This is a genomic window from Streptomyces sp. H39-C1 (genome assembly GCF_027158125.1).
Lineage (GTDB): Bacteria > Actinomycetota > Actinomycetes > Streptomycetales > Streptomycetaceae > Actinacidiphila > Actinacidiphila fildesensis.
Window position 1 is genome coordinate 15,313 of the sequence record NZ_JAPVLS010000073.1, and the last position, 18,420, is coordinate 33,732.

An 18,420-nucleotide genomic window follows, 5' to 3' on the forward strand; every position below is an offset into this window, starting at 1 on the left:
CCGGCGGCCGGGCCTCCCCCGGATAGAGCCCGGCCATCTCCTCGCCGACGGCCAGCCGCTCCCGCCACAGCCGCCATGCTGCACCGGCCACCACGCCCACCAGCACGACCAGCAGAACCGGGATGATCGACGCCTGCCACGTCAGCAGCGCCGGCGGTCCCCACAGCGGACCGCCGTCCTGACCCGGCGTCGCGCCCCGGTCCAACCAGTCCGCTATCCGCTGGGACACCCCGCCCGTGAGCACACCGCCCAGGGCGCACGCGAGCATCGCCACCGCGGGCCCGCCGAGGCCGTGCAGCACCGCCTGCCCGGCGTGGCCGCCGAAGTGCGGCGCCTCCACGGCGGGCTCCGATACCTGCGGCGGGATCCTGGGCGACGGATCGTCGGCCTCATGGTGCATCAGGGCTGCCGTCACGGCCAGCGCGGCGATCAGGGCGCCCTGGACGAGGGTGAGGGCGGTGAAGGTGACATCGGCCGGTAACCGCCCGGCGGAGGCCCAGCCGGGACGGTGCCAGCCGGCGTGGACGGCGACGGCGGCCAGGACAGCCGGGCCGCCGCACAGCAGCAGCCGGGCGGTGCGGTGGTCCGTGCCGTCGTCCGGTTCCGTCTCGCTGCGCCCCGCACGGCAGGTCTCGGTGACCGCCGCGGCGGCGAGGACGGCGATCAGCCCGCCGAGTGCCCAGCCGGTGGCGCCGAGCGCGCCGTGGTCGCGACGGAGCGCCGGCACCAGCAGCGCCGTCGCGACCGTGAGGGCGCCGGCGGCGGTGTGCGCGGAGCGCAGCCGGGCGACCAGCCGGCGGCCGTACCAGAAGCCGGGCAGCGCCAGCGCGGGCCCGCCCGCGCCGGGGCGGCTGTCGGTGGCCGGACGCTGGGACTCGTACGCGTACCAGGTCCGGTGCGAGAGCCACCACAGCAGCGCGGTGAGCCCGCCGGGCACCAGGGCCGCGAGGGCCAGCCGCCGACCGGGCTCGGACCACCAGCCGCCCCGGTGCGCGGCGGCGAAGCCGAGCCAGTACTTGCCGCGGACACACGAGGCACTGCCCGCGCACTGCCAGCCGACCAGGTCCATGGAGACCTCGCAGACGGCGGCGACCAGCAGCAGCGTCAAGGTGAGCGCGATGAGCCGCACCAGCACGTCATAGGCCCGGTTCAGGCCGTCCCTGGCGGTCGGCGGGCGCATCCAGTGGGCGAGGTTGGCGACCATGAACGGCAACAGCAGCAGCCACATGGCCCGGCTGCCGTTCCCCGAGGTCAGATTGCACCAGGTGTACGCCTCGGGCACCGGGGCGTCCCGGTCCGCGCCGGGGTGGAGTTCGGCGTCGGCGTCCACCGTCCGCCGGTACAGCCCGGCCGTGTCGTCGCCCGCCACCCGCACGGTGCGCGGATCACCGAGCATCCCCTGGGGTGTGGCGCCGCCGACGCCGTGGACGAGCAGTTCGAGTGCCGGTTCCCACGCCTCCGCGGTACCGGGTCCAGGATGCCGGCTCACGTGTCCCCCGTCCTGTCGTGCAGTCCCAGGATCGGCGCCCCCGCGGGCGGGCGCAGCACTCCGTACGGAATGTGACCCGAAATCGTGACAAGGACGCGCCGCGGAGCCCCGATCACCCCCCGCACGCCCTGATGCCTCCCGCATGGAAGGATGACCGTGGTTCGATGGCGGTCGACGGGACGCATGAGACGAGAGACAGGGCCACGGGTGAGCGACAACCAGAATCTCCTCGCCGAGCAGCGGCGTGCCCTCATCCTCGACGAGGTCAGGCGGCGTGGCGGGGTACGGGTCAACGAACTCACCCGCAAGCTCAACGTCTCGGACATGACCGTCCGCCGGGATCTGGACGCGCTGGCCCGGCAGGGTGTCGTGGAGAAGGTGCACGGCGGCGCGGTGCCGGTGGTCGAGGCGAGCAGCCACGAACCGGGCTTCGAGGCGAAGTCGGGCCTGGAGCTCGGCGCGAAGGAAGCCATCGCGCGGGCCGCCGCCAAGCTCGTGACACCGGGCAGCGCGATCGCCCTGTCGGGCGGCACGACGACCTACTCCCTGGCCCACCACCTGCTGGACGTACCCGACCTGACCGTGGTGACGAACTCGGTGCGGGTCGCCGACGTCTTCCACACCGCCCAGCGCCGGCCGGGAGCACAGAGCCGGGACGGCGCCGCGACGGTGGTGCTCACCGGCGGAGTACGGACCCCGTCGGACTCCCTGGTGGGCCCGGTCGCGGACCGGGCGATCGGCTCGCTCCACTTCGACATGCTGTTCCTGGGCGTGCACGGGATCTCGGTCGAGGCCGGCCTGTCCACGCCGAACCTGGCGGAGGCGGAGACCAACCGGCAGTTCGTGCGCTCGGCACGCCGGGTCGTGGTGATCGCCGACCACACCAAGTGGGGGACGGTGGGCCTCAGTTCCTTCGCCTCCCTCGAGGACGTCGACACCCTCGTCACGGACGCCGGCATCCCCGAGGTGCTGCGCGCGGAGATCGCCGAGTACCTCTCGGACCTGGTCGTCGCGGGTGAGACGGACACCGACGCAGACAGCTGACGGCTCGTCACGTAAGGTGCGCCCATGGCCCGCCGATCGCGCTCACCGCGCCCCCTGCGCCGCGTCGAACTGGACTTCCTCGACACCGCGCCCGTACGTCTGGTCTTCACCCTCGCCATCACGTCGTCCCCGGAGGCGGTCTACCGCGCCATCGCCGTGGACACCGAGAGCACCCCGGAGTGGTTCACCGCGGTGAAATCCGCGCGGCGCACCGAGGTGGGCCGCGATGTTGCCCTGGCCGGCGGCGTCCGCTTCGAGGAGACGGTACTGGTCGACGAGGCGCCGAAGCGCTACGTCTACCGGGCGGACACGTGCAACGCCCCAGGACTGCGGGCCCTGTTGGAGGAGTGGCGGGTGGAGCCGGTCGGACCCGGCAGCCTGGTGCAGTGGACCTTCGCGATGGACGGCCCGGCGCCACTGCGCCTTTTGATGCGGGTGCTGCGGCCGGGGCTGGGTCGGGCGTTCCGTGGCGCGGTGCTGGCGCTGGACCGGCGGCTTGCGGGGGCGGAGTAGGTGGGGGTGCGGGGCTACCGGACTCAGCGGACGGTGGACGCGCGCAACCGGCGGCTGACCTCGCCCAGGCCCTCCGCGATGGCGGTGAGCTGCTCGCGGGTGAGGACGTCGATCAGTAGCTCGCGGACCAGGGCGACGTGTCCTGGGGCGGTCTCGCGGACCTTGGCCCAGCCCTCGTCCGTGAGGCAGGCGACAACGCCGCGCACATCACCGGGGAAGGACCGCCGGCGGACCATGCCGCTCTTCTCCAGCTGGGTGACCTGGTAGGTCAGCCCGCTCTTGGAGGTGAGGAGGGCGTCGGCGAGCTCGGTCATGCGCAGCTCGCCGCAGGGGGCCGCGGAGAGCCGGGTGAGGATCTCGTACTGGGGATGCGAGAGGTCGGCGTCGTCCTTCAGTTGCTGTTCCACCCGGCGGCCCAGCAGGTTGCTCGCCGCCAGGAAGCCCGTCCAGGCCGCCATCTCCTGCTCGTCGAGCCACCTTGTGTTGTCCATGGGGCCATCGTAGCGCTGTTGTTCAAATTCGAATTAGCCGATACGGTCGGACCAGTGGTTCGAATTTGAACCACGCCACGTCCCCCACCTCAGGAGAACCGCCCTATGCCCTCCCCCACCACCCAGCTGACTCCGCCCGTCCTCCGTGCGCCCGCTCCGGCGACCGCGGCGGCCACCCCGCACGCCTATGACGCCGGGCTGCTCCTGCTCCGGCTCGCGGTCGGCCTCACCATGGCCGCGCACGGCGCCCAGAAGCTGTTCGGCTGGTTCGGCGGGGGCGGCCTCGACGGGACCGGCCAGTTCTTCACCATGAGCGGCTACCCGTCCGGCAAGGCGATGGCCGTCGTGGCGGGTCTCAGTGAGACCTTCGGCGGGCTCGGCCTCGCCGTCGGTCTGCTCACCCCGCTGGCGGGCGCCGCGGTGGTCGGCACCATGGTCAACGCGCTGGCCGTGAAGTGGGGCGGCGGCTTCTTCGCGCCCCAGGGCGTCGAGTACGAACTGCTGCTGACCGCGGCCGCCGCCGCCCTCGCCCTGACCGGCCCCGGCCGCCTGGCCGCCGACCGCTACCTCCCCATCCTCCGCTCCCACCGACTGGCCTACGGTGCATCGGCTGTGGTGTTGGGCGTCGCAGTGGCGGGCGTCATCCTCCTGCTGCGCAAGTAGGCCCACACCCCGCTCCGGCCGGCTGTGACGTGAGGGGGCCGGGGCCGCAGGTGGGGGGTTCGAAATGCTGCCGAGCTATTTGTGGGCCGCCAGGCCCTAAATAGTCGATTTCGAACCCCCCACCGGAGGACCCGGCCCCCGACCGCACCACCAACGGTCAGACGTCGCCCCGAGCCAGCCGCAGGGTACGAATCTCGAACGGCCGCAACGACAGCTCGACACCCGAACCACCGCCCACGACCCCACCCGTCGGACGTTCCAACAAGTCGCACACCGTGGCCGACGCCAGCTCGAACCCCGCCGTCAGTCGCGCCCTCGCCCGGCCGCCGGCCGACTCGTACAGCCGCACCACAACGTCACCGCTCCCGTCGTCCGCCAGCTTCACGGCCGTCACGACCACCGCGTCCTGGTCCACCGAGACCAGCGGCACCACCGCCGCGCTGCCCGGCACCCGCCGCTCGGGCAGGTTGATCCGGTATCCCTCGCGCACCGCGTCGCCGATCGCGGCGCCGGGGACCAGCGCGTACCGGAACCGGTGCGTGCCCTGGTCGGTGTGCGGGTCGGGGAAGCGCGGGGCGCGCAGCAGGGAGAGCCGGACGGTGGTCGTCGTGCCGCTGCTGAGTGCGGCCTCGGTACCGCCGGTGCGTGCGGTTTCGGCGTCCGGCCGTACGGTACGGGTCACGTCGTAGCCGTACGTCGAGTCGTTGACGACGGCGACACCCCAGCCCGGCTCCTCCAGATGCACGAACCGGTGGGCGCACGCCTCGAACTTCGCGGCGTCCCAACTGGTGTTGGTGTGCGTGGCCCGGTAGAGGTGGCCGAACTGGGTCTCGGCCGCCGTGCGGTCGGCGTGCAGGTCGAGAGGGAAGGCCGCCTTGAGGAACTTCTCGGTCTCGTGCCAGTCCACCTCGGTGGCGATGTCGAGGCGGCGCTCCCCCGCGGTCAGCGTGAGCACCTGTTCCACCCGGGAGGAACCGAAGTTCCGGGTCACCCGGACCGCCGCCACTCCGCCGCCGACGGCGTCCAGTTCCAGGGTGTCGACGTCGGTGAGGTCGGTGACCGTGTTGCGGTAGAACGTGTCGACGTCCCAGGCGTCCCAGCGGTTGGGGAAGTCGGGGTGCAGTTGCAGCAGGTTGGCGGCGGCGCCCGGGGCGATCGTCTCGCGGCCGGCTTCGAGGTCGTAGACCGAGACGACGAGTCCGCGCGCGTCGACCGCCACCCTCAGCAGTCCGTTGGCCAGGACGAATCCGCCGCCCTCGCGCGGTACGGCGGTGACCGCCGCGCCGGTGTACGGCGCCGTGACGACGGCGCCGCCCGCGGGGGCGCCGGAGCGGGCGTGCGGCGCAGCGTTGAACAGCACGGAGGTTCCGTCGGCGGGGCTGCCCGCGAGGGCAGCCTGTGCGTCGGCGATGATCCGGTCCAGTTCGGCGCCGACGGCCGCGTACTTCGCCTCCGCCTCGCGGTGCACCCAGGCGATGGACGAGCCGGGGAGGATGTCGTGGAACTGCAGCAGCAGGACGGTCTTCCAGATCCGGTCGAGGTCCTCGTACGGGTAGGGGAAGCCGGCCCGTACGGCCGCGGTGGCGGCCCACAGTTCGGCCTCGCGCAGCAGGTGTTCGCTGCGGCGGTTGCCCTGCTTGGTGCGGGCCTGGCTGGTGAGCGTGGCCCGGTGCAGTTCGAGGTAGAGCTCCCCCACCCAGACCGGAGCGTCCGGGTATTCGGCGTGGGCCTTCTCGAAGAAGGCGGACGGCTTCTCGAAGACGACCTTCGCCGAGCCCTCCAGGTCCGCCAGCCGCTTGCCGTGCGCGAGCATCTCGCGGGTGGTGCCGCCTCCGCCGTCGCCCCAGCCGGTCGGGGCCAGCGACCGCGTCGCGGAGCCCTTCTCCTGGAAGTTGCGGACGGCGTGGGCGACCTCCTTGCCCGACAGCTGGGCGTTGTAGGTGTCGATCGGGGGAAAGTGGGTGAAGACCCGGGTGCCGTCCAGTCCCTCCCACCAGAAGGTGTGGTGCGGGAACTTGTTGGTCTCGCTCCAGGAGATCTTCTGGGTCAGGAACCACTTGGCGCCGGCCTGCTTGACGATCTGCGGGAGGGCGGCCGAGTAGCCGAACGTGTCCGGCAGCCACACCTCCTCGGTGTCGATGCCGAACTCCTCCAGGAAGAACCGCTTGCCGTGCACGAACTGCCGTGCCAGCGCCTCGGATCCCGGCATGTTGGTGTCGGACTCGACCCACATGCCGCCGACCGGCACGAACCGCCCGTCCGCGACGGCCTTCTTGACCCGTGCGTAGACCTCGGGCCGGTGCTCCTTGATCCAGGCGTACTGCTGCGCCTGCGACATGGCGTAGACGAACTCCGGGTTCTCCTCCAGCAGCGCCGTCATGTTGGAGGTGGTGCGCGCGACCTTGCGGACGGTCTCGCGCAGCGGCCACAGCCAGGCCGAGTCGATGTGGGCGTGGCCCACCGCGCTGATGCGATGCGCGGAGCGGTGCGCGGGTGCGGCGAGCACCTCGGCCAGCTGCTCGCGGGCCGCGGCCGCCGAGCCGCCGACATCCTGCAGGTCCACGGCGTCCAGGGAGCGTTCCACCGCGCGCAGGATCTCCCAGCGGCGGGGTGAGTCGGTGGACAGCTCCGCCATCAGCCCGCCGAGCACCTCCAGGTCCTGGACCAGTTCCCACACCGTCTCGTCGAAGACCGCGAGATCCATCCGGGCGAGCTTGTACTGCGGCTCGCTGCCGGCGGTCTCCTTGTCGCCGAGGTCGGTGGGCAGGAAGGGGTGGTAGTCGAGCAGCACCGGGTTGGACGAGGCCTCGATGTGCAGTTCCACCCGCTCGCCGCCGGTGACGGGCGCGCCGATCCGGATCCACTGGTTGCGCGGGTTGAGTCCCTTCACCGGCGAGCCGTCCGCCCGGTAGACCAGGCCCTCGCACTGGAAGCCGGGCATGTTCTCGTCGAAGCCGAGGTCCAGCAGCGCCTCGACGGTCCGGCCGGCCCATTCGTCGGGTACGACGCCCGTCACGGTGATCCAGCTGGTGCCCCACGGCGGGCCCCAGGGCTCACCGGTCTCGATGGGCGTACGGGGCGCCGCCAGGCCCTCGGCCACCGGGACGGGCTCGCCGGGGGCGTTCCAGATCCCGATGTCCAGCGGCACCGACTGCGGATAGACGGCGGGGCGGATGCGTTCGTCGAGGACCCGCTTGAGCCGGTCCTCGGTGACGGTTCGGTTGCTGTGCATGAGGGTGGGTTTCCTTAGATCCAGGTGAACGCGGCGGACGACGGGGCGGAGGAGGTGAACAGCTCGCCGACGGCGCGGACTTCGAGCCGGGTGACGGCCTCACCGGCGGTACGCCGCAGGGCGGGCAGGTAGTAGGCGGTGCCGGGCGTCCCGCCGAGGAAGCGCCGGCCGCCCCCGGGCAGCACCTGGTGCACCTCGTAGTGCCGGACCGGGCCGGCCGAGCGGCGCCAGCCGATGCGCAGGGCGGCCGAGGTGCCGTCCGCGGCGGTGGCCGAGGAGGTGACGGCCGGCAGGCCGGGCCGGGCGGGGGGTTTCGGAGCGGCATCGCGCACCGCGATACCGCCGAGCCGCCAGCGGACCGCCGTGCCGCCGGATCCGGTGAGCCGGACGCCGAGGACGTGCAGGACGTTTCCGTGCGGCTGTCCCAGCCGTACGGTCGCCGTGGTCCAGCCGCGGCCGCCGGCGGGCAGGGACCCGGCGGGGACGTACCGGAAGCGCGGCGGCGTGCCGGGCGTGCCCGGGCCGTCGAGGGCGACGGCCACCTCCACCCGGACCGGGCCGGAACCGGGGTCGGTGCGGTGGGTCAGTTCCACCACCGCGCCACCCGTCAGCGGCAGTCGGGCGGCGTACAGCTCCAGCGTGGCCGGGGCGTCGAGCGCTCCGTCCACCAGCAGGCTGCTGCCGCCGCGCCAGGCGTCGGCGAAGTCGAAGGCCACCGCCGGCCGGGCGCCGGCGGTGTGCACCACCCAGCGGCGGCCGGGCAGCCGGTCCTGCAGACCGAGGTGGTTCCAGGCGGTGTCGGAGGACGCGGTGCCGTGCTCGTACCAGCGCAGGCCGTGCCCGGTGTTGAAGGTGGTCGCGAACGGCAGTGCGGTGAGCGTGGAGCGGTCGGCGACGGATTCGGCCGGTGCCCGCCAGCCTCCGGTGCCGCCGCGCGGCGCCGAGGGATCAAGTGAGGGGCCGGTCCAGAAGCGGTCGTCGCGGGCGTGGAAGTCGCCGGGCGCGCGCCGGTCCGCCGGCAGGCTCGTCCAGGTCCACTCGGGGCGGTAGAAGCCGTACGAGGTGACATGCCGCGCGTCGGCGGGGACGATCGCGTCCCAGTCGACCGGGGTGTCCCAGCCGCGGGACTCGACATCGATGCCGGCCCACAGCGCGTAGCGGCTGCGGTCCAGTTCCCCGGCGAGGGTGCCGGAGGCGGCGAGGCCGGACCTGCTCCAGTCGAAGTTGACGAACATCGTGTCGGCGGCGGTGAAGAACTCCTGGTTGCGCGGGTTGAGTTCGTTCTGCCAGTCGACGGCTCCGGTGTCGGTCATCGCGTCGTACCAGGTGACGCGCAGGCCGTGGCCGTGGGCGCGCAGGTATTGGACGAAGTCCCGCATGGCGGTGGCGAGCGCCGCGTCCCCGCCGCCGGTCTCGGCGTTGATGAACCAGCCGTCGAAGCCGTACGCCCGCGCGACCCGGATCAGCTGGTCCGCGATCGGGAACCGGCCGTCGGCACCGCGCTGGACGAGGTCGCGGGTCCACCGCAGATCGCCGCCGTAGGCGACCGGTGGCAGGAAGACGGTGCCCAGCACGGGCACCCCGTTGCGGTGCGCGGCGTCCACCACGGGCGCGTTGGGGGTGAGGATCAGGCCCTCGCCGGAGGAGCCGCCCCAGAACACCAGCTCGTCCAGGTACGCCCAGTGCGTCAGCGCGTAGTAGTCGGCGGTGGCGGAGCCCTGGGAGGGGTTGCCCGCGGTGTGGTCGAACGCGGCCAGGCCGGAGATCCGCGCCTGGCCGGTGCGGGCCGTGGTGTTGGCGGGCGGGGGCGCGAAGCGCGCCGCGAGCGGGACGCTCGCGGTGTTGAACGCCAGGTCCGGGTCGGTCTCCGGCGTCCACGCCTTGAGGCTGCGCCACTGGATGCCGTCACCAGGTGTCCCGGCGGGGAGGCTGTCGGGAAACCAGTACGAGGCGTGGGGCTGCAGGTTCCGTGCGGTTCCTGCTGCCGCGCTGGCAGCCGGCAGGCCGGGCGCCAGGAGGAGGCCCGCGGTGCCGGCCCCGGCGATCAGGACCCGGCGGCGGGAGGGCCGGGACCGGTCCGCGGCGGGGAGGGCGGAGGCGGGGTCGGCAGAGCTGCGGTGCTCGGTCATCGGTGCGCTCCCTAGGGGTGTTCGACCTGATCGACGGTGAGGACCTCGGTGATGCCACGGGCCGCCAGATGACCGGCGTCGCCCGCGAGTTCGGCGAGTACGGCGGTGGGCCGGGCACCAGTGGCGGCCAGTCGCATCCACGCCTCGAAGAAGGCCCCGCCGGGCGCGCACACGGAGCGGGCGGGCGCGCTCACCCGGTCGCCCGCGTCGACCACCAGCGCGGTGGTGCGCGGCGCCGGGCGGTGCTCGCGCCCGCGCCACTGTTCGACGGCGCGGGCGACGGCCGCGCCCGCCGGCTTGACCGTGCGGTCGGTGGTGAGCAGTCCCAGGCTGTACTCCAGCTCGGGGAAGTCCGCGAGCGCGCGGTCCACGTCGTGCGAGCACCACCAGGTGACGCCCCACACGTCCGGGCAGTCCAGCGCCGCGGCGATGGTGGCCTCGGTGAACTCGGCGGCGTGCCCGGCCGGGATGTGCGGGGCGGGCGCGCCCACCTCCTGCAGCCACACCGGCCGGTGCGGGTCGGTGGCCCAGGCCTTCGACAGTTCGATCAGATAGGCGGCGTGCTGCTCGGTGGCGGTGCCGGTACGGCCGTGGCGCTGCGCGGTGCCGTTGAACACCCAGGAGTGGACGGCGGTCGCGGCACCCAGCTGGGCGGAGTGGCCGGGGGTGAAGGGGTGGTCGTCCTGGTACCAGGCCGCGTCGTAGGACGCGTGCAGATGGAACTTGCCGGGCGCGCCCTCCTCGCATGCGGCCAACACCCGCCGCAGCCAGGACTCGGCCTGGGCGGGGGTGATCCGGTCGGGGTCGGGGTGCGGTCCTGAGGAGAACTGGTTGATCTCGTTGCCGATGGTCATGCCCAGGAAGCCGGGCCGGCCGGCGAGCGCCGCCGCGAGCGTGCGCAGATAGCTGACCTCGCCGTCGATGACGTCGGGGTCGGTGAAGAGGTTGCGGCGGTGCCAGGTGGTGGTCCAGGAGGGGATGAAGTCGAAGCTGGACAAGTGGCCCTGCAGCCCGTCGACCGCGGTGTCGAGGCCGCGCTCGGCGGCCGCGTCGACCAGCTGGACGAGCTGTTCGACGGCGCGCGGCCTGATCAGAGTGCGGTTCGGCTGGAAGACCGGCCAGAGCGGGAAGACCCGGATGTGGTCGAGGCCGAGGGCGGCGATGGAGTCCAGGTCGGCGCGGACTTCGTCGAGGTCGAAGTCGAGCCAGTGGTGGAACCAGCCGCGCGTGGGCGTGTAGTTGACGCCGAAGCGCATTGCGTTCATCCGGTGCGGTGTCCTCAGTGCGGGGAGAAGGGGAGCGGAGGCTCAGCCCTTGACGGCGCCTTCGCCCACGCCGCGGAAGAAGTACCGCTGCAGGCAGGCGAACATGACGATGAGCGGGGCTACAGCGATGATGGTCCCGGCGGCGACGAGCCTGGGGTTGTTGGCGAACGTGCCGTGCAGGAAGTTCAGCCCGACGGTCAGCGTGTACTTGTCCGGGTCGGACAGCACGATCAGCGGCCAGAGGAAGTCGTCCCAGGCGCCCATGAACGAGAAGATCGCCACGACCGCCAGCGTGCCCTTGACCGAGGGCAGCGCGATCCGTACGAAGCGCTGCCAGACGTTGGCGCCGTCGATGACGGCGGCCTCCTCGATCTCGTACGGGAGGTGGCTGAACGCGTTCCGCATCAGCAGCACGTTCATCGCGCCGATGCAGCCGGGCAGCACGACGGCGATGAGGGTGTTGTTCAGCTGCAGATCGCGCATGGTGGTGAACTGCGCGATGAAGATGGACTCGAACGGCACCAGCAGCGCCATGACGAAGGCGGTGGTCGCGAGCTTGCGGCCGCGGAAGCGCAGCCGGGCGAGCGCGTAACCGGCCAGGGCGGAGCCCACGCAGTTGGTGACGACGCTGGCCGCCGCGACCTTGAGCGAGTTCAGGGCGTACTCCCAGACCGGGATGATGTCCGCGACGCCCGAGTAGTTGTCCAGCGTCGGATGCTCGGGGAGCAGCTTCGGCGGGTAGCTGTACATGTCCTCGGTCGGGCCCTTGAGCGAGGTGCTCAGCTGCCACAGGAACGGGCCGATGGTGACGGCCAGGACGGCGAGCAGCAGGACGTAGCGGAGGACGAGCTGCCAGCGGGGCATACGGCCGCCCATGTCACTCACCGTCCTTGCGGTCGGCACGCAGCACCAGCAGCATCAGGACCAGCGTGACCACGAAGATCACCACGGAGAGCGCGGAGGCGTATCCGGTGCGCCCCGACAGTCCGGTGCCGACGCGCTGGACGAGCATGACGATGGTGGTGTCCTCGCCGGCCGGCCCGCCGGTCGGGCCCGCCATCAGATAGACCTCGGTGAAGACCTTGAAGGCCGCCACCGACGACAGCGCGCCGACCAGCACCATGGTGGAGCGGACCGCCGGGACGGTGATGCTGATGAAGCGGCGGACCGCTCCGGCACCGTCCACGGCGGCCGCCTCGTGCAGTTCCTTCGGCACGTTGGCCAGCGCCGCCAAGTAAATGATCATGTAGTAGCCGAGGCCTTTCCACACCGTCAGCGCCATCGCGCTGAACAGCAGCAGCCACTGGTCGCTGAGGAACTCCACCGGGCCGGTCCCGAAGTACCCGAGGATCCCGTTGACCAGCCCGCGGTCGTCCAGCATCCACACCCAGATGAGCGCGACCACGACGACCGACGCGACGACCGGGGTGTAGAAGGAGGAGCGGAAGAAAGCGATGCCGGGGACCTGCTTCTGGACGAGCAGGGCCAGCAGGAGCGGCAGCAGCACGGTGCACGGCACCACGAGCAGCACGTACAGCGTGCTGTTGCGCAGCCCGGTCCAGAACTGCTCGTCGTCCAGCATGTCCTGGAAGTTCCGCAGCCCCACCCAGTGGCCCGGGGTCAGGGTGCGGGCGTCGGTGAAGGCCGTGCCGACGGTGCTGATGAACGGGTAGAGGCTGAACGCGGCGATGATCACCAGGCCGGGCAGCAGGAACAGCCAGGGGCTGGCGGCCCGGTGGGTCCGTGCACTCATGTCGGGTCCGCCCGCTCAGCTCTGCTTGAGCAGCTTGTCGCTCTGGCTGACCGCGTCGTCCAGAGCCTGCTGCGGCGACTTCTTGCCCTGCAGCGCCTTCGCCACCTCGTTCTTGAGGATGGTCTTCATCTCGTCGGTCATCACGACCGGCGTGTAGTTCACCGCGCCCTTGAGCAGCCGCGCGGAGGCGACCCGGATGCGGCCCTCGTCGGTGCCGTCGTCCTGGGTCCAGTACGGCTGGTCCAGCGAGCCGGCGGTGCTCGGGAAGATCGCGACCTTGTGCGCGAACGACTCCTGGTTCTGCTTGTCGGTGATGAAGTGCGCGAAGGCGATGGCCGCGGCCTTGTGCTTGCTCTTGCTGTTCACCGCCATGCCCATCACGTACATGTTGGGGTGGCCGGTGTTGTTGGGCGCGTCGGTGATGCCGAGGTTCTTGTACAGGTCGGGCGCGTTCTGCTTGAAGGTGCCCAGGTCGTGCGCGCTGCCCGGGTTCATCGCGACCTTCTGCTGCAGGAACTTCTGGCCGACGGCGTCCGGGCCGCTGGTCAGTGCCTGGGAATCGAGGCCGCCGTTCTTGAACAGCTCCAGGTACTTGGTGAGCAGCTCGGTGCCCTTGGCGTCGTTGTACGTGAACTTGGTCGCGTCGGCGTTCATCAGCGGGACGCCGTAGCGGCCGAAGTCCTCGATGGACGGGGTGCCCGCGAGGGTGGCGGTCTTCCCGCCGGACTTCACCGCGATGGTGTTGGCGTCCGCGAAGAGCTCGTCGTAGGTCTTCGGCGGCTTGGCCGGGTCGAGGCCGGCCTTCTGGAACAGCGTCTTGTTGTAGAAGAGCGGGCCGGTGTTGAGGTACCAGGGGAAGGCGTACGAGCCCTCCAGACCCGGCAGTTCATTGCCCTTCCACGCCTCGGGCGTGTAGTCGCCCTTGAACTTGGCAGCGGCGGGCTCCTTGTCCAGGCTCATGATCACGCCGGCCTTGGCCAGCGGGTACGACAGGTCGGGCGAGACGTTGACGACGTCGGGGAGCGTGCCGCCTGCCGCGTCCGCGCTGAGCTTGTCCGCGTAGTTCTCGGCGGGCTGGTCGAGCCACTTCACATGGACGCCGGGGTTCTGCTTCTCGAAGTCCTTGGCCAGGCCCTCGAAGTAGTCCTTGTAGTTCGCCCGCAGGTTCCAGGTCTGGAAGCTGATGTCGCCCTCGATCTTGCCGTCGGCACTGCTGCCGGCATCGTCCCCGCCGGATCCGCAGGCGGTCAGCGTCAGCGCCGACAGCAGCAGGGGGACGACGACAACGGCTGTTCTACGGGTGGCGCCGCGGCTGCTGCCGCGCTCTCCACGGGTTCTTCCACTGGATACGGACATGGCTGACAAGCTCCTTCGCTCGGGCCAGGAGGGGGGCGACGTAAGGCTGCACCCGCGTTGCGAGCAACGTCAACGGTTAACCGGAGATGAATTCGCGCCATCTCACATATGTGCAGGTGAGAGCAGTTCAGGCCACAAAACTAATGCGCTTTAGTAGTCATTAGCTCAAGCGCATTAGTAGCCGGTCGCACTCCGGCCCCGGAGTAGGACATAATCCAGCCATGGATCCCGTGCGCCGCACTCCGGCCCGCCGACCGACGATGAAGGACATCGCGCAGCGCGCGGGTGTCTCCGAGAGCGCCGTGTCCTTCGCGCTCAACGACCGGCCCGGCGTCTCCCCCGCCACCCGCGACCGGGTCCGCCGGGTCGCGGAACAGCTGGGCTGGCGCCCCAGCACCGCGGCGCGGGCGCTGTCCGGGGAGGGCGCCGCCACCGTCGGCCTGGTCCTGGCCCGGCCGGCGCACACGCTCGGCGTCGAGTCGTTCTTCCTGCAACTCGTCTCGGGCATCCAGGAGGTGCTGGCGCGGCGTCATCTCGGGCTGCTCTTCCAGGTCGTCGAGGATCTCGGCGAGGAGTGCGCGATCTACCGCCGCTGGTGGGCCGAACGCCGGGTCGACGGGCTGCTCGTCGTCGACCCCCGGCTCGACGACCCGCGGCCGGCGCTGCTCGACGAACTCGGCCTGCCCGCCGTCGTGATCGGCGCGCTCGCCCCGGGCACACCCGCGCACTCCGGCATCTCCACCGTGTGGGCCGACGACGCGGGCGCCATGGCCTCGATCGTCGACCATCTGTACGGGCTGGGGCACCGCAGGATCCTGCACATCGCCGGCCTGCCGCACCTCGCGCACACCCAGCGCCGGATCCGGTCGCTGCACGCCGAGGCCGCCCGCCGCGGGCTGCCCGACGTCCACTCCATCAGCACCGACTACTCGGACACCGAAGGCGCCGAGGCCACCCGCCGGGCCCTCGCCCGACCCCGGCCGCCGACCGCGATCGTCTACGACAACGACGTCCTGGCCATGGCCGGTCTCGCCGTCGCCAACGAGCGCGGCCTCGCGGTCCCCGGCGATCTGTCCCTCGTGGCCTGGGACGACTCCGTGCTCTGCCGCAGCGCGCACCCCGCGCTGACCGCGCTCGTCCGCGACACCAGCAGCTTCGGCCGCCATGCCGCCGAGCAGTTGCTCAGCCTCCTGGACGGGAACCCCGCCCGCGAGATCCAGGACGACCTGCCGCGCCTCATGGCCCGCGCGAGCACGGCGCCGCCGCCCGGTAGCTAGGGCGTGTTGCGCAAGTCCCGGCTGGCCCACGACGCCTGGCACGCACCCTCGCTGCGTTGTCGGGCTCGCCCACGTACGTCCAGTACGAGAACGACCCTCCGCCATGCGAGCGCACCCACCGGACGCCGTGGGCCACGCCCTCCGGGCGAACAGCGCTCCTTTCGACGCACGCCCTAGCTTCCGTTCGTCAGCGGTACTCGGCCAGCCGGGGGCGGATTCCCAGCAGGACGAGGACCGCCGCGGCGGCCAGCGCGCCGGCGGGGACCGCGGGCCAGCCGGCGAGGGCCGAGCGGGCGCGGCCGGTGTGCAGGTCGAAGTCGGACCGCTGGTGGTCCGCGAGCGCGTCCAGGGTGGTGGCGAAGTCCCAGAAGTCGAACGCGACCTGGCCGCGGCCGACTTCGGTGAGCACCGTGACCGCCTCGTCGAGCCGGCCGGCGGCGCGCAGGTCGCGCAGCTTCCGGTCGTCGGCGCGGAAGTGGCCGTAGCGGGTGAGGACCTCCTGGTAGGCGGGGCGCTCCGCGGCCGTGGCGTACGACTCGGGGGCGAGGAGCACGTCGAGCCGGCGGGTGAGCGTGTCGAACCGCTCGCGCTGGTAGCCGGCCGAGTCGGTGTCGTGGACCAGCCAGCGGCTCTGGGTGGCGGCGGCATCGGCGGCCACCGCGCGGGCCTCGGCCAGCCGGGACCAGGGACGCAGTCCCTCCCGGCCCGCGGCGCCGACCTCGGACGCCGCCGAGGCGAAGGAGAGCGCGCCCGCCAGGGTGACGACCAGCGCGGCGACGGTGGCGGCCACCAGCGCCGGGTTGAAGACCCGCCGGTAGCGGCGGGCGAGGTCCCGCTGCCACCACAGGAGGAAGCCGAGGGTGAGAACACCGAGCACCCCGACGAGGCCCGCCGACCATTTCGCGCTGTCCTGTGTCTCCGACTCCAGGTGCGCGGCCTGCTGGGCGTAGGTCTCCGACAGCGCCGCCGCGACGGGCAGCAGCTCGTTGCGCAGTACGTCGGCGGCCTCGGAGGACAGGGCGACGGCGGCGTGCGGCGGAGTTCCCGCCGGGCGGTTGGGCTGGGTCTCGTCCACGTAGGAGGAGCGGGCGCTGGCGTCGTCGTAGCGGCCGAGCGCGTCGAGCAGGGAGCGGACCCGGTCGCCCTGGGCGGTGTCGGCACCGAGCTGCCGCAGCAGTCCACTGACCTCGGTGCGGCGCTGCTGCGCGGTGATCAGTGCGAGCAGCCGGTTGCCGACCTCCACGTCCGGCTGGAGCGCCGAGTGGTCCGGCACCAGGGAGTTGGCCCGCTGGGCGTCGAGGTCGGCGAGCGCGAACCGCAGTTCGGCGGCGACGGCCGCCCGCTGGGAGACGGTCGTGCCCAGGTCGGAGGCGTTGCCCCGGACGTCGACCGCGCCGAGGACGGCGGCAGCGCAGAGCGCGGCGAGCGCGGCCAGGGCGATCACGGCCGACACGACGAGCCGTACGGGACCGGTGAGCGGCAGCCGCGGACGCGGCGCCCGGGAGCGCCGGGCGCGCGGCGGCGGGGTGGGCGGCGCGGCCGGTCCGCCGGCCGGCGCGGCCCGCGGCTCCTCGGTCGCGGACACCCGCTGGACCGGCGGCGCCTGAGAGGTCGTCATATCGCGACGCTAGGCGCGTGCCCGGAAAGGAGGATGTCCCACCGGCGGACTCCAGGTGACCGGCCCGTAACAGCTAGGAACGGAGGCCGCCCCTCCGCAGAGCCGGCCCGCGGCCGGCCCCGCCGCCCACCCCGTCAGTCCGTCAACTCCGTCAGGCCGTCAACTCTGTCAGCCCGCTCAGTCCTTGTCGTCCGGCTTCCACAGCGAGTGTTCGCGCCGCGCCCACCACGAGGCCACGCTTCCGGTCCGCATGCCCAGCCGCGCCTCCGGGTCCTTACTGGCCATCCAGACGTGTCCGGTGATGCCGGCGGCGAGCAGCAGTGCCAGCCAGTCGTGGACGAAGGTGGCGCCGGTCCGCCAGAGCACCGGGGCGAGGTGGGTGAACCACATCAGCAGCCCGGTGCCGATCATCACCAGCACCGCTCCCGCGATGAAGGCCGAGTAGAGCTTCTGGCCCGCGTTGAACTTGCCCGCGGGCACTCCCTCCTTGCTGCGCTTGCGCAGTACGGTGCGCAGCCAGTGCCAGTCGTGCCGGCCGAAGCGGTTGAGCCGGCTCAGGTCGGCTCGCAGCGCGCGGAAGAACATCCCCGCGATCAGCGGCGCCGGGAGCATCAGGCCGGACCACTCATGGACGGTCACCACCAGCCGCCGTCTGCCGACGAGTTCGGAGAGCGGGGGCAGATAGAGACAGGCGGCGGTGAAGACACAGATGCCCATCAGCCAGGCGGTGCCGCGGTGCACCCAGCGTTCGGCGCGGCTGAAGCGGCGCAGCCGCCGTGCCGGCTGCCGTGGGGCGGTCGGTGCGGCCGGGGCGTCAGGAAGTGGGGTCATCGGACCGTCCGTTCGACTTTCCGACCCAGGCGTCGACGTCGTAGCCGAGCTTCTCCCAGTAACCGGGTTCGACGCTCTTGGTGAGGGTGATCCCCGAGAGCCACTTCGCGGACTTGTAGAAGTACATGGGCGCCGCGTAGAGCCGGACCGGGCCGCCGTGGGCGTGGGTGACCGGCTTGTCCTGCATCGTGAGCGCCACCATGACGTCGCTGCGGCGGGCCTGCTGCAGCGTGAGGCTCTCGGTGTAGGCGCCGTCGAAGCAGTCGAACCGGATGGCGGTCGCCTCCGGCCGCACCCCTGAGGCGGCCAGCAGCGCGGAGAGCCGCACACCGGAGAAGGCGGTCTTCGGCACCCGCCAGCCGGTCACGCACTGGACGTCGTGCACCAGCCGCTGCTGCGGCATGGCCTGCAGGTCGGCGAGCCGGTAGGTCATGGGGCGGTCGACCAGCCCGCCGACCGTGAGCCGGTAGTTCTCGGCGTTGCGCTTGGGCACCGACGAGGTGACCGAGTAGTAGCGGAATCCCCCGCCGCCGGGCAGCAGTCCCGTCACCCCGGTGGGGTCCTTGGCGCTCACCTCGGCGAGCACCGCGTCGATACGGTCCTGCACATGGCTGCCCAGCGCGACCCCCGCGGCGCCCAGCCCCAGCATTCCCAGCACGACGCGCCGCCCGACCGGCGCACCGTGCCGTTCGTTCTCTTCCCCCGGGTCGTCGGGGGCATCGTCCACGCGGGGTTCTTCCATAGGTCGATTCGAGCACG

Annotated in this window: 14 protein-coding genes and 1 pseudogene; 4 read left to right on the top strand and 11 right to left on the bottom strand. The window is 72.0% G+C overall.

From position 1 onward, the window contains the following. Window positions 1–1,489, bottom strand: a pseudogene (locus tag O3W51_RS35305) (hypothetical protein); the annotation flags it as partial. Between the two features lie 207 nt (window positions 1,490–1,696). Between O3W51_RS35305 and O3W51_RS35310 the strand changes: the two are divergent. Continuing rightward, complete coding sequence (locus O3W51_RS35310; RefSeq protein WP_138353825.1) at window positions 1,697–2,533, top strand: DeoR/GlpR family DNA-binding transcription regulator; 837 nt, start codon at window positions 1,697–1,699, stop codon at window positions 2,531–2,533. A gap of 24 nt (window positions 2,534–2,557) precedes the next feature. Further along, window positions 2,558–3,046 (top strand): SRPBCC family protein, encoded by a 489-nt coding sequence (locus O3W51_RS35315; protein WP_138353826.1) that lies wholly within the window; start codon window positions 2,558–2,560, stop codon window positions 3,044–3,046. A gap of 23 nt (window positions 3,047–3,069) precedes the next feature. Here O3W51_RS35315 and O3W51_RS35320 read toward each other — a convergent pair whose 3' ends face one another. Continuing rightward, window positions 3,070–3,537, bottom strand: coding sequence for a MarR family winged helix-turn-helix transcriptional regulator (locus O3W51_RS35320; RefSeq protein ID WP_138353827.1), 468 nt, complete (start codon window positions 3,535–3,537; stop codon window positions 3,070–3,072). A 105-nt stretch (window positions 3,538–3,642) separates the two neighbouring features. Between O3W51_RS35320 and O3W51_RS35325 the strand changes: the two genes are divergently transcribed. Then, window positions 3,643–4,200 (top strand): DoxX family protein, encoded by a 558-nt coding sequence (locus tag O3W51_RS35325; RefSeq protein ID WP_138353828.1) that lies wholly within the window; start codon window positions 3,643–3,645, stop codon window positions 4,198–4,200. Window positions 4,201–4,357: 157 nt separating this feature from the next. On the opposite strand, the gene O3W51_RS35330 is transcribed toward O3W51_RS35325, so the two are convergent. From O3W51_RS35330 to O3W51_RS35355, 6 genes are read right to left on the bottom strand one after another with little or no spacing between them, the layout of a single operon-like run. Further along, entirely contained in the window at window positions 4,358–7,432 is a 3,075-nt protein-coding gene (locus O3W51_RS35330; RefSeq protein ID WP_269288334.1) for an alpha-mannosidase, read from the bottom strand. A 14-nt stretch (window positions 7,433–7,446) separates the two neighbouring features. Further along, window positions 7,447–9,561, bottom strand: a complete 2,115-nt coding sequence (locus tag O3W51_RS35335; protein ID WP_269288336.1) for an endo-beta-N-acetylglucosaminidase — start codon at window positions 9,559–9,561, stop codon at window positions 7,447–7,449. An 11-nt stretch (window positions 9,562–9,572) separates the two neighbouring features. Beyond that, a complete protein-coding gene (locus tag O3W51_RS35340; RefSeq protein WP_138353831.1) occupies window positions 9,573–10,826 on the bottom strand; it encodes a glycoside hydrolase 5 family protein in 1,254 nt (417 codons plus the stop codon). 42 nt (window positions 10,827–10,868) lie between these two features. After that, the gene (locus O3W51_RS35345) at window positions 10,869–11,702 is read right to left on the bottom strand and encodes a carbohydrate ABC transporter permease (RefSeq protein ID WP_138353832.1); all 834 of its coding nucleotides are present in this window, start codon (window positions 11,700–11,702) and stop codon (window positions 10,869–10,871) included. 1 nt (window position 11,703) lies between these two features. Further along, window positions 11,704–12,579, bottom strand: coding sequence for a carbohydrate ABC transporter permease (locus O3W51_RS35350; RefSeq protein WP_138353833.1), 876 nt, complete (start codon window positions 12,577–12,579; stop codon window positions 11,704–11,706). A 15-nt stretch (window positions 12,580–12,594) separates the two neighbouring features. After that, window positions 12,595–13,935 (bottom strand): ABC transporter substrate-binding protein, encoded by a 1,341-nt coding sequence (locus O3W51_RS35355; protein ID WP_138353834.1) that lies wholly within the window; start codon window positions 13,933–13,935, stop codon window positions 12,595–12,597. 221 nt (window positions 13,936–14,156) lie between these two features. On the opposite strand from O3W51_RS35355, the gene O3W51_RS35360 reads away from it, so the two are divergent. Beyond that, complete coding sequence (locus O3W51_RS35360) at window positions 14,157–15,212, top strand: LacI family DNA-binding transcriptional regulator (RefSeq protein ID WP_138353835.1); 1,056 nt, start codon at window positions 14,157–14,159, stop codon at window positions 15,210–15,212. Between the two features lie 187 nt (window positions 15,213–15,399). Here O3W51_RS35360 and O3W51_RS35365 read toward each other — a convergent pair whose 3' ends face one another. The 3 genes from O3W51_RS35365 to O3W51_RS35375 all read right to left on the bottom strand — a co-directional run bounded on the left by O3W51_RS35365 (window position 15,400) and on the right by O3W51_RS35375 (window position 18,403). Next, window positions 15,400–16,830 (bottom strand): hypothetical protein, encoded by a 1,431-nt coding sequence (locus tag O3W51_RS35365; protein ID WP_269288338.1) that lies wholly within the window; start codon window positions 16,828–16,830, stop codon window positions 15,400–15,402. A 177-nt stretch (window positions 16,831–17,007) separates the two neighbouring features. After that, a complete protein-coding gene (locus tag O3W51_RS35370) occupies window positions 17,008–17,661 on the bottom strand; it encodes a cytochrome b/b6 domain-containing protein (protein ID WP_138353837.1) in 654 nt (217 codons plus the stop codon). After that, complete coding sequence (locus tag O3W51_RS35375) at window positions 17,645–18,403, bottom strand: molybdopterin-dependent oxidoreductase (RefSeq protein WP_138353838.1); 759 nt, start codon at window positions 18,401–18,403, stop codon at window positions 17,645–17,647. Before O3W51_RS35375 ends, O3W51_RS35370 begins: the two co-directional genes overlap by 17 nt. Between the last annotated feature and the right edge of the window lie 17 nt (window positions 18,404–18,420).

What these genes read in the sequence shown, in the direction of transcription:
- O3W51_RS35335 (WP_269288336.1), bottom strand. Translation starts at nt 9,561, where the DNA reads ATGACCGAGCACCGCAGCTCTGCCGACCCCGCCTCCGCCCTCCCCGCC.
- O3W51_RS35345 (WP_138353832.1), bottom strand. Translation starts at nt 11,702, where the DNA reads ATGGGCGGCCGTATGCCCCGCTGGCAGCTCGTCCTCCGCTACGTCCTG.
- O3W51_RS35350 (WP_138353833.1), bottom strand. Translation starts at nt 12,579, where the DNA reads ATGAGTGCACGGACCCACCGGGCCGCCAGCCCCTGGCTGTTCCTGCTG.
- O3W51_RS35320 (WP_138353827.1), bottom strand. Translation starts at nt 3,537, where the DNA reads ATGGACAACACAAGGTGGCTCGACGAGCAGGAGATGGCGGCCTGGACG.
- O3W51_RS35330 (WP_269288334.1), bottom strand. Translation starts at nt 7,432, where the DNA reads ATGCACAGCAACCGAACCGTCACCGAGGACCGGCTCAAGCGGGTCCTC.
- O3W51_RS35355 (WP_138353834.1), bottom strand. Translation starts at nt 13,935, where the DNA reads ATGTCCGTATCCAGTGGAAGAACCCGTGGAGAGCGCGGCAGCAGCCGC.
- O3W51_RS35370 (WP_138353837.1), bottom strand. Translation starts at nt 17,661, where the DNA reads ATGACCCCACTTCCTGACGCCCCGGCCGCACCGACCGCCCCACGGCAG.
- O3W51_RS35360 (WP_138353835.1), top strand. Translation starts at nt 14,157, where the DNA reads ATGGATCCCGTGCGCCGCACTCCGGCCCGCCGACCGACGATGAAGGAC.
- O3W51_RS35315 (WP_138353826.1), top strand. Translation starts at nt 2,558, where the DNA reads ATGGCCCGCCGATCGCGCTCACCGCGCCCCCTGCGCCGCGTCGAACTG.
- O3W51_RS35325 (WP_138353828.1), top strand. Translation starts at nt 3,643, where the DNA reads ATGCCCTCCCCCACCACCCAGCTGACTCCGCCCGTCCTCCGTGCGCCC.
- O3W51_RS35375 (WP_138353838.1), bottom strand. Translation starts at nt 18,403, where the DNA reads ATGGAAGAACCCCGCGTGGACGATGCCCCCGACGACCCGGGGGAAGAG.
- O3W51_RS35365 (WP_269288338.1), bottom strand. Translation starts at nt 16,830, where the DNA reads ATGACGACCTCTCAGGCGCCGCCGGTCCAGCGGGTGTCCGCGACCGAG.
- O3W51_RS35340 (WP_138353831.1), bottom strand. Translation starts at nt 10,826, where the DNA reads ATGAACGCAATGCGCTTCGGCGTCAACTACACGCCCACGCGCGGCTGG.